This is a genomic window from Bradyrhizobium sp., from assembly GCF_019242285.1.
GTDB lineage: Bacteria > Pseudomonadota > Alphaproteobacteria > Rhizobiales > Xanthobacteraceae > Bradyrhizobium.
Genome location: NZ_JAFAVV010000102.1, coordinates 1 through 9,136, shown reverse-complemented (window position 1 = coordinate 9,136; position 9,136 = coordinate 1). Strand labels below are relative to the sequence as shown.

Genomic DNA, 9,136 nt, shown 5'->3' with positions numbered 1-9,136 from the left:
TCTACAAGAAGCTCGGCCTGCAGATCATCATCGCGGCGCCGAACGAGAAGCGTGTCGCCGTGCTCGAGCACATCGACACGGTGGTCGAGGTCGACCGCATCGGCGAGAGCGCGCGGGCGACGGTTGCGCTGTTGAAGGAACGGGCGCGGGCCGAGCTGCGCGCGATGGACCCCGACCTGTTGTCGGACGACGAGTTGAAGAAGCTGGCGGCGGAGTAGCATGGCGCGCCGCTTTGCCGATGCGCGGGACTTGCTGAACGATCTCCTCGATCGTTACGAAGCCGGCTCTGCGAGCCCATTCAACTATCCCGACGACGACGGCTTCGCCGACGTCGCAGCACTCGACCGCTTCGTGCGTGAGCTGGAGGACGTGCAAGCCACGGACGCCATCCGGATCGTGAGAGGGAAGGGCCGCAACGCCGACCGGATCGCGCATGTCAGGCTCGAAACCCCGGAGCGGCTCTACATCCTGCTTGGCCGCCGTCCCGTAGGCGAGCTCGCGGACGAGGCGATCCGCCGCCTGCTCGACGGTATCGAGCTGCCCCCGGCGTTCGACGTGCCCCTGGACGCGCTGCGGACGCGATGGGGGAGGGGCAAGTCGTGGGAGGGCTTCTCCCATGCGGACGCCGCTCGCCTGCGGTCCGCTTTCCTGCTCGCGAAGGCGATCCTCGAAGGCCGCCACAAGGGCATCGACTATCGCACCTTCTCGCGCCGGATCGTCGGCGACAGCAAGACGCTGGAACGGCTGGAAAGTCCCGTCGTTCGGCTGCTGAGCTCGGCATTGGAGCTGCCGCCCGGCGCGCGTCCGAAGGATGCGCTGCGCACGCTTGGCCTGGAGAAATTCCCGCCCCCCTTGCTGCTGTCCGGCCGCGTCGACTACGGCGAGGCAGCGCTTTCGACGGCGCCGCCGCGCTATTTCGGTATCCCGCCCGCTGAGGTCGGCCGGCTGAAATTTCCGGCGCGTCCGCGCCATGTGCTGACCATCGAGAATTTTGCAAGCTTCAGCCGTCACATCATCGAAGCCGATCCCGGCCGCGCCGGGCTTACGGTCTATGTCGGCGGGTATCCGTCCTTGGCCACGCAAGAGGCGCTGCGGACGCTGGCCACGATGCTGCCGAGCGAGCTGCCGTTCTTCCACTGGTCGGATATCGATCCCGACGGCACCTGGATATTCCGCACCATCGAGACAGCGTTGGCGCGAGATCTCAGGCCGCATCTGATGTCCGAAAGCATCGCGGAACGATACGGAGCTGCACCGGCCGATCGGGCGCGAGCGGCGCCGGCACCGGGCACATCCGCCATCGCCGATCTGGTTCGATATCTCCAGCGCGACGACGCGAAGTGGCTGGAGCAGGAGGAACTCGATCCTGTGCTGCCGGCGACGGTTGAGTGACGAGCTTCGGCTGACGCTGAGATTGCGGCCGGAGCGAGCGGGCATCAACGACGTGATGCCCTTGCCGATTTGCTGCGCAGCAGGCTTGCTAAATTTGTGCAAGTCGCGTCGTTGACATGGCGCCGGGCGCGAACCTACAATTTTGGGAGTAGGTCTCTCGAACGTTGCCTGCTCGGATTTGGCCGATGACGTCCCGATCCCGGCATGTCGTGCACCATTCGAATTCCTGCCCATGCGATAGACCATAGCAGCGGCATCAGAGCCATTCGTCACCTCGATCGAAGAGGAGCGGGTGGCTTTTTTCGTTTGTCGCCGAAGAGATCGGCGATGCGTTCGTGTCGCCAGGAAATCGATCCATGCGCTGCGGTCCGCCGCGCATGCGCCTGAACAAAAAACGCAAGGATAACGGCGATGTCGACGACAGATCTTCACTATCTCGGACTGGTCGAAGTCGGGCAGCAGATCCATGCGAAGAAGCTGTCGCCGGTCGAGGTCACGAAGGCGATGCTCGAACGGATCGGCAAGCTCGACGGCAAGCTCAAGAGCTATGCCTATGTCATGGCGGATTCGGCGCTCGCCGAGGCGGCCGCGGCGGAGAAGGACATCGCGTCGGGCAAGGTGAGAGGCCCGCTGCATGGCGTGCCCATTGCCATCAAGGATCTCTGCTGGGTCAAGGGCGCGCCGGCCGCGCATGGCATGACCATCCATCGCGACTTCCATCCGAGCGAGGATGCCACGGTGGTGGCGCGCCTGAAGGACGCCGGCGCGGTCATCCTGGGCAAGCTGCAGCAGACCGAGGGGGCCTACGCCGATCACCACCCGGAGATCGCCCCGCCCAAGAATCCCTGGAACGCGGATCTGTGGTCGGGCGCATCGTCGAGCGGCTCGGGCTCCGCCACCGCGGCCGGCCTCTGCTTCGGCTCGCTCGGCACCGATACCGGCGGATCGATCCGCTTTCCATCTGCGGCAAACGGCATCACCGGGCTGAAGCCGACATGGGGACGTGTCAGCCGCTACGGCGCCTATGAGCTCGCCGCCACGCTGGACCACATCGGGCCGATGACCCGCAGCGCGATCGATTGCGGCGCGATGCTCGGCGTGATCGCGGGCGCGGACCCGAAAGACACCACCGCGGTGCCGCTTCCTGTGCCCGACTACCTGGCCGGGCTGTCCGGCGACCTCAAGGGCGTGAAGATCGGCGTCGATCGCCGCTGGACCGGCGAAGGCACGGACGAAACTGCGGCCAAGGTGCTCGACGAAGGCCTGCGCGCTGCGGCCGATCTCGGTGCGACGATCCAGGAGATCAGCTTCCCGGACCCCAAGGCGGTCATCGACGACTGGTTCCCGCTGTGTGGCATCGAGGCGGCCGTCGCGCACGAGGCGACCTATCCCTCGCGCAAGGCCGAGTACGGACCCGGGCTTGCGGGCCTTCTCGATCTCGGCACGGCGCAGTCCGGCATGGACTACCAGAAGATCGTGCTGCGGCGCGAAGCGTTTCGCGGCGCCGTGCGGCTCGTGTTCGAACAGGTCGATCTCATCGCGGTTCCGGCCCAGGCGTTCGCCGCGCCGACGCTCGCCAAGATGGCTTCGCTCGGCGAGGACGCCTCGCTGATCGCGGGCCTGTTGCGCTTCACCTGTCCGTTCGACATGACCGGGAGCCCGACGATCACGCTTCCCGGCGGCTTCGCTGCGAACGGCGGGCCCGTCGCCTTCCAGTTCGTCGGCCGCCACTTCGACGAGGCGAGCCTCGTCCGCGCCGGCGACGCGTTCCAGCGCGTCACCGATTGGCACAAACGTCATCCGGCACTTTGATCTGGCTTTCAAAAAGGACATCGCGATGAAATCAGCATATTGGCTCAGTACTGCGTTGCTCGGCGTCATGCTCGGGACAGCGGCAATGGTCAGCACCTCCCGGGCGGCCGAGCCCTTGAAGATCGGCCTGCTCGAGGACGTCTCGGGCGATCTCGCGCTCATGGGCATGCCGAAACTCCATGGCTCGGAGCTCGCGGTCGAGGAAATCAACAAGAGCGGCGGCATTCTCGGCCGGCAGATCGAGCTGATCCATCTCGATCCGCAGGGCGACAACGCCCGCTACCAGGAGTTTGCGCGGCGCCTGCTCAGCCGCGACAAGGTCGACGTGCTGATCGGCGGCATCACCTCCGCCTCGCGCGAGGCGATCCGGCCGATCATCGACCGGACGACCACGCCGTACTTCTACACCAACCAGTATGAAGGCGGCGTCTGCGACGCGAGCATGATCAGCATGGGAGCGATCCCCGAGCAGCAGTTCTCCACCCTGATCCCCTGGATGGTGGAGAAGTTCGGCAAGAAGGTCTACGTCATCGCCGCGGACTATAATTTCGGACAGATCTCGGCCGAGTGGAACCGGAAGATCATGAAGGACCTCGGCGGCGAGGTGGTCGGCGAGGAGTTCATCCCGCTCGGCATCTCGCAGTTCGCCCAGACGATCCAGAACATCCAGAAGGCGAAGCCGGACTGGCTGCTGACGATCAATGTCGGCGCCGCCCAGGACTCCTTCTTCGAGCAGGCCGCTGCGGCGAATCTCAACCTGCCGATGGGCTCGTCGATCAAGGTCATGCTCGGCTTCGAGCACAAGCGCTTCAAGCCGCCGGCGCTCAACAACATGCATGCCACCGCGAACTGGTTCGAGGAGATCGACACCCCCGAAGCCAACGACTTCAAGAAACGCTGGCACGCCAAATTCCCCGATGAAACCTACATCAACGACATGGGCTACAACGCCTACAACGCGCTCTACATGTACAAGGCGCTGGTGGAGAAGGCGAAGTCGACCAAGCTCGAGGACCTGCGGAAGGTGATCGCGACCGGACAAGCCTGCATCGATGCGCCCGAAGGCCAGGTCTGCATCGATCCGAAGAGCCAGCATACCTCGCACCGCATGCGCCTGATCTCGGTCGGTCCCCAGCACCAGGTCACCGTGGAGAAGGACTACGGCACGATCCAGCCCTACTGGCTCGGCGAGATCGGCTGCGACCTCACCAAGAAGAACGACAAGGACCAGTACACGCCGAGTCATCTTCCGAACAAGTCGTGACGCGTTCCATGGGTGCCGCAACGATGCGGCACCCCGGGTGCCGGGCAGGAGACTGGGATGTCGGCTGAACTCTTCTCGCTGTTCTATCAGTTCGCCGACGTCTTCGCGTTCCTGATCCTCTCGGCGGCGGGGCTCGCCATCGTGTTCGGCATGATGGGCGTCATCAACATGGCGCATGGCGAGTTCATCATGTGCGGCGCCTATGTGACGGTTGGCCTGGTCAGGATCGGCCTGCCGCTTGCCGTTGCACAGGGCCTTGCAGCGGTGACGGCAGGCCTGGTCGGCGTTGTCGTCGAATTTCTCATCGTCCGCCGCTTCTACAAGCGGCCGCTGGACTCGCTGCTCGCCACCTGGGGCCTCAGCCTGATCGTCACGCAATCGATGCTCCTGATCGTGGGATCGTCGATCACCGGCATCGGGACGCCGGAGGGCAGCTTCGCCATCGGGCCCTACACGTTCTCCACCTATCGCCTGGTGCTGTTCGCCTGCGCGGTCGCCGTGCTGGTCGGGCTCTACATCGTCTTCATGAAGACGCGGTTCGGCGTGCTGGCGCGGGCGACGATGCAGAATGCCGAGATGGCCAGGGCGCTGGGAGCGCGGACCGGGCGCATCTACGCCATCAGCTTCGGCATCGGCGCCGGTCTCGCCGGCCTCTGCGGCGCGCTCTACGCGCCGACGATGACGCTGATCCCGACCATGGGGGCGACCTTCGTGGTCGAGAGTTTTGTCACCGTCGTGGTCGGCGGCGCGAATGTGCTGCTCGGGACCGCACCGGCGGCGGTGTTCCTGGCGATGATACGGATGGCCTTGAATGCGAGCTACGGGCAGATCATCGGTCAGATCGGCATGCTGTTTGCCGTCATCCTGATCATTCGCGTGCTGCCCGAGGGCCTTTCGAGCGTGCTGGTCCGCCGTGGGCGGTGAGCAGGAGAACAGATGTTGAAGCTGCTCGATGGCGCGCAGACCCTGGGGAAGGGATGGACCTTCTGGTCCTGCTTCCTGATCGTGCTCGCGGCCGCGTTGATCTACCCCGCCTTCGCCGACTCCTATGACGTCGGCAACTTCTCCTATTTCCTGATCTGGATTTTCATGGCGCTCGGCCTCTGCCTGATGTGGGGCTATGGCGGCATGCTCTCGTTCGGCCAGACCTTCTTCTTCGGCATCTCCGGCTACGGCTATGGCGTGCTCGCCATCAACATGGGCGGCGGTTCGACGACGATCGCAGCGCTCGCCCTCGCGGTCGTGATGGCGATGATTGCGGCGGGGATTCTCGGCTACTTCATGATCTGGGGCGGCATCAACGGCATCTTCTTCGGCATCGTGACGCTCTCGGCGACGCTGGTGCTGGCGTTCTTCCTTGGCCAGACGGCCGGGCCGGAATGGCACATCGGGCCGGCGCGGCTGAACGGCTTCAACGGCATGAAGGGGATGGATCCGCTTGCCGTCGGCGACACCTACATCGAGGGCTCGGCGCTCTATTACGTCATGGTCGCGCTCATCGTGGTGGTCTATATCGGCCTGCGCATGCTCTTGAACTCGCGGATCGGCAACGTCATCGTCGCCGTGCGCGAGAACCCGCAGCGGGCCGAGATGCTCGGCTACGACGTCCGCAAGTATCAGCTCCTGACCTTTGTCATCGGCAGCGCGCTCGCCGGCCTCAGCGGTGCGCTCTATACGTCCTGGGGCCAGTTCATCACCCCGTCGAGCATCGGCTTGCCGGCCGCCGCGATGCCGATCGTGTGGGTGGCCTTCTCCGGGCGCAGCGACCTGACCGCGACGCTGGTCGGCTCGTTCCTGCTGCTGTTCGCCTTCCAGACCATCACCGTCTACAGCCAGCAGATGGCGCTGATCCTGATGGGCGGCCTCCTGCTCGCCACCGTGATGCTGGCGCCGCAGGGCTTTGTCCTCGGGATCGGCAAGCTCGTCGTCGATCGCTGGACCGGGCATCGGCGAGGCGACACGAACGCGGTCATGGCGGACACCGCTCGGCTGCAATCGGACGAGACCTGAGCCATGGCGCTGGTCGAGGTCAAAGGCGTAACGAAAAGCTTCGGCGGGCTGACCGCGGTCTCCGATGTCGATCTCGCCGTCAGTGTCGGCGAGGTCCACTGCCTGATCGGCCCGAACGGAGCAGGGAAGAGCACCCTGTTCAAGCTGATCGTCGGCCTCTACCCGCCGACCAAGGGCACGATCTTCTTCGACTCCCTCGACATCACCAGGGAGCGGCCCTCGGCGCGGGTGCAGCGGGGCATGAGCATCAAGATGCAGGCGCCGAGCGTCTTCAAGGAGCTGCCGGTCCGCCAGAACATCCAGGTCGCGCTGCAGCAGCGTTTTTCCGGCGCGGAACGCGACGCCGAGGAGGAGAGGCTGCTCACGCTGCTCAATCTGGCGTCGGAGAGCGGCAAGCTTGCCGGCGCGCTGTCGCACGGACAGCAACAATGGCTCGAGATCGGCATGGCGCTGGCGCTGCAGCCGCGCCTGCTGCTGCTGGACGAGCCAACCGCCGGCATGTCGCCGGAGGAGACGTTCCAGACCGGAGAGCTCGTCAAGTCCTTCAACGCCGAAGGCATGACGGTGCTTGCGGTCGAGCACGACATGGCTTTCGTGCGCCAGGTCGCCCAGCGCGTCACCGTGCTGCATCTCGGCAAGACGTTTGCGCGCGGCAGCCTGGAAAGCATTCTCGAGGACGAGAAGGTTGCCGAAATCTATCTTGGCAGGACCCAGGCGCATGGACATGGCCACTGACCGCATTCTCGAAATATCGGGACTCTGGGCCGGCTACGACGCCACCCCGATCCTGCAGGGCGTCAGCCTCTCGGTCGCGCGTGGCGAGATCGTCGGCGTCATCGGCCGCAACGGCGTCGGCAAGTCGACCGTCATGCGCTGCCTCATCGGGCTGCTGGAGACCTGGCGCGGCACCATCACCTTCATGGACCGCGACGTGACGGCGCTGCCGGCGGACGCCCGGGCCCGCGCCGGCTTCGGCTACATCCCGCAGGGAAGGGACGTCTTCCCGCAGATGACCGTCGAGGAGAACCTGACGGTTGGCCGGCTGATCGGCGGGCCGAACGGCAAGAAGCTGCCGGACCTCGTCTATCAATATTTTCCGCGCCTGAAGGAGCGCCGCCGGCAGCTCGCGGGCACCATGTCGGGCGGCGAGCAGCAGCAACTCGCCATCGGGCGGGCGCTGATCGGCAGTCCGTCCCTGATGATCCTGGACGAACCGTCCGAAGGCGTCCAGCCGTCCATCGTCCAGCACATCTGCGAGGCGCTGAAATCGTTCCGCGACGAGCTCGGCACGACCATCCTCTTCGTCGAGCAGAACCTCGACACCATCCTGGCCATCGCCGAGCGCTGCTACATCATGGAAAAAGGCAAGATCACGCGCTCGCTGACGGGCGAGGACGTCAACGCGGACAATGTCCGCGCGCAGCTTCTGCTGTGATGGGCAAGGGCGGCAGCGCGCGCTGGTGCTGGAGAGCAGAGCTACGATCCCTCTCTGAAGGAGGGCTATCGCATATGGGAAGAGCAGAGCGGTTGGGCTCACCCTCCCCTGGAGGGGGAGGGTCGGTACGCGATCGAGCGAAGCGAGATGCGTGCCGGGGTGGGGTGACGGGTCTCTCCGTATCAGACGGCTTGCGCGCGGAAACATCACCCCACCCCGGCTCCCATTCCGCTTCGATTCATGTGAGCCGACCCTCCCCCTCCAGGGGAGGGTAATGCACCGGTCGTGCCGACGGTTGCGCTCAAATGCGATAGCGCTGCTCTCTGAGGGGCTGACACAATCGACGCGCCGAACATGAGCTTTATACATTTCAAACAGCCGGCCGCCTTCGAGACATAGCGGCGCGTTCTCGCGACGGGATTCGTCCGAGCTTTGCAAAGAGACGTCGCCCTCGAAATCGCAGAGGGCGCAGGGAATGCCGGGTGACACAGCCTCACCCATGGCCCGCGTGCATCAGAAGTAGCACGCGGCGGTTACCACAGGTTCAGCCGAAATCACCGGCATTCCCCGCGCGATGGTGTTAACGCTTATGTCCGCGCTCTCCTCGGGGACCGGGCTTTCTTGCCCCCGTCGCCCGCGTGATGCCGGCGTTTCCGCCGCGAGGGCGAAATCGCCAATCATCGCGAGCTTAGCGCCAGCGTCGGGGCGCCAGGACCACACGGTTTCGCCGTCCGCTCCGGCCCGTTCGTCTCACGAGCCGTCACGTCCATCGCATCCCCGCTTCACGTATCGTGACGATCGGCCGAAACGTCCCTCTGCATCGAGGCGGGATGGCCTGATATGGCACGTGTTTCGGTAAAAAAGAAGGAGGAAATTTTTGCACGGAGGTCTGGACAGCTGATTCCACGTTGAAACGTCTCACGAAATTGGCCTTTTCGCGCAGACGTTTCGTGGCTCGAAATGCGTTGGTCGGTAGGCGTATCCGCACAAAACGCGCTCATCTAAGGGAATCAGGATGAGCCCTGTCCGGCGCGAAGCGCGCTTGTGGGGAGTTCCTTCAAAGTGGGGGCGTGCTTTCGGCGGACATGTAGAAGGCAGGCGGAGCCACAAATTGAATTGCGAGTCTCGCCGGTAAAATAGCCAATGATATCAGCAAATTATGTCAAAGGTAAACTGATTCGCCTTCAATCAACGGGAACTGCCGCCGCGCAGCGCAGGGAATC

Annotated in this window: 8 protein-coding genes; all 8 read left to right on the top strand. The window is 64.6% G+C overall.

Annotated features, from left to right (window positions below; translation table 11 throughout):
- On the top strand, positions 1 to 218 hold a 218-nt coding region (locus JOY90_RS03910), incomplete at its 5' end, for a hypothetical protein (RefSeq protein WP_291689850.1).
- Between the two features lies 1 nt (position 219).
- Positions 220 to 1,392 carry a Wadjet anti-phage system protein JetD domain-containing protein gene (locus JOY90_RS03905; RefSeq protein WP_291689849.1) on the top strand — a complete coding sequence of 391 codons (1,173 nt, stop codon included), beginning with the start codon at positions 220 to 222 and terminating at the stop codon, positions 1,390 to 1,392.
- Between the two features lie 411 nt (positions 1,393 to 1,803).
- Positions 1,804 to 3,204 (top strand): amidase, encoded by a 1,401-nt coding sequence (locus tag JOY90_RS03900; protein ID WP_291689848.1) that lies wholly within the window; start codon positions 1,804 to 1,806, stop codon positions 3,202 to 3,204.
- Between the two features lie 25 nt (positions 3,205 to 3,229).
- Positions 3,230 to 4,468, top strand: coding sequence for an urea ABC transporter substrate-binding protein (locus JOY90_RS03895; RefSeq protein ID WP_291689847.1), 1,239 nt, complete (start codon positions 3,230 to 3,232; stop codon positions 4,466 to 4,468).
- Between the two features lie 57 nt (positions 4,469 to 4,525).
- Positions 4,526 to 5,392 (top strand): branched-chain amino acid ABC transporter permease, encoded by an 867-nt coding sequence (locus JOY90_RS03890; RefSeq protein ID WP_291689846.1) that lies wholly within the window; start codon positions 4,526 to 4,528, stop codon positions 5,390 to 5,392.
- A gap of 12 nt (positions 5,393 to 5,404) precedes the next feature.
- The gene (locus JOY90_RS03885) at positions 5,405 to 6,478 is read left to right on the top strand and encodes a branched-chain amino acid ABC transporter permease (RefSeq protein ID WP_291689845.1); all 1,074 of its coding nucleotides are present in this window, start codon (positions 5,405 to 5,407) and stop codon (positions 6,476 to 6,478) included.
- Between the two features lie 3 nt (positions 6,479 to 6,481).
- A complete protein-coding gene (locus JOY90_RS03880) occupies positions 6,482 to 7,213 on the top strand; it encodes an ABC transporter ATP-binding protein (protein ID WP_291689844.1) in 732 nt (243 codons plus the stop codon).
- Positions 7,203 to 7,913: an ABC transporter ATP-binding protein gene (locus JOY90_RS03875; protein ID WP_291689851.1), complete on the top strand. Its 711-nt coding sequence runs from the start codon at positions 7,203 to 7,205 to the stop codon at positions 7,911 to 7,913. Before JOY90_RS03880 ends, JOY90_RS03875 begins: the two co-directional genes overlap by 11 nt.
- Positions 7,914 to 9,136 lie beyond the last annotated feature (1,223 nt).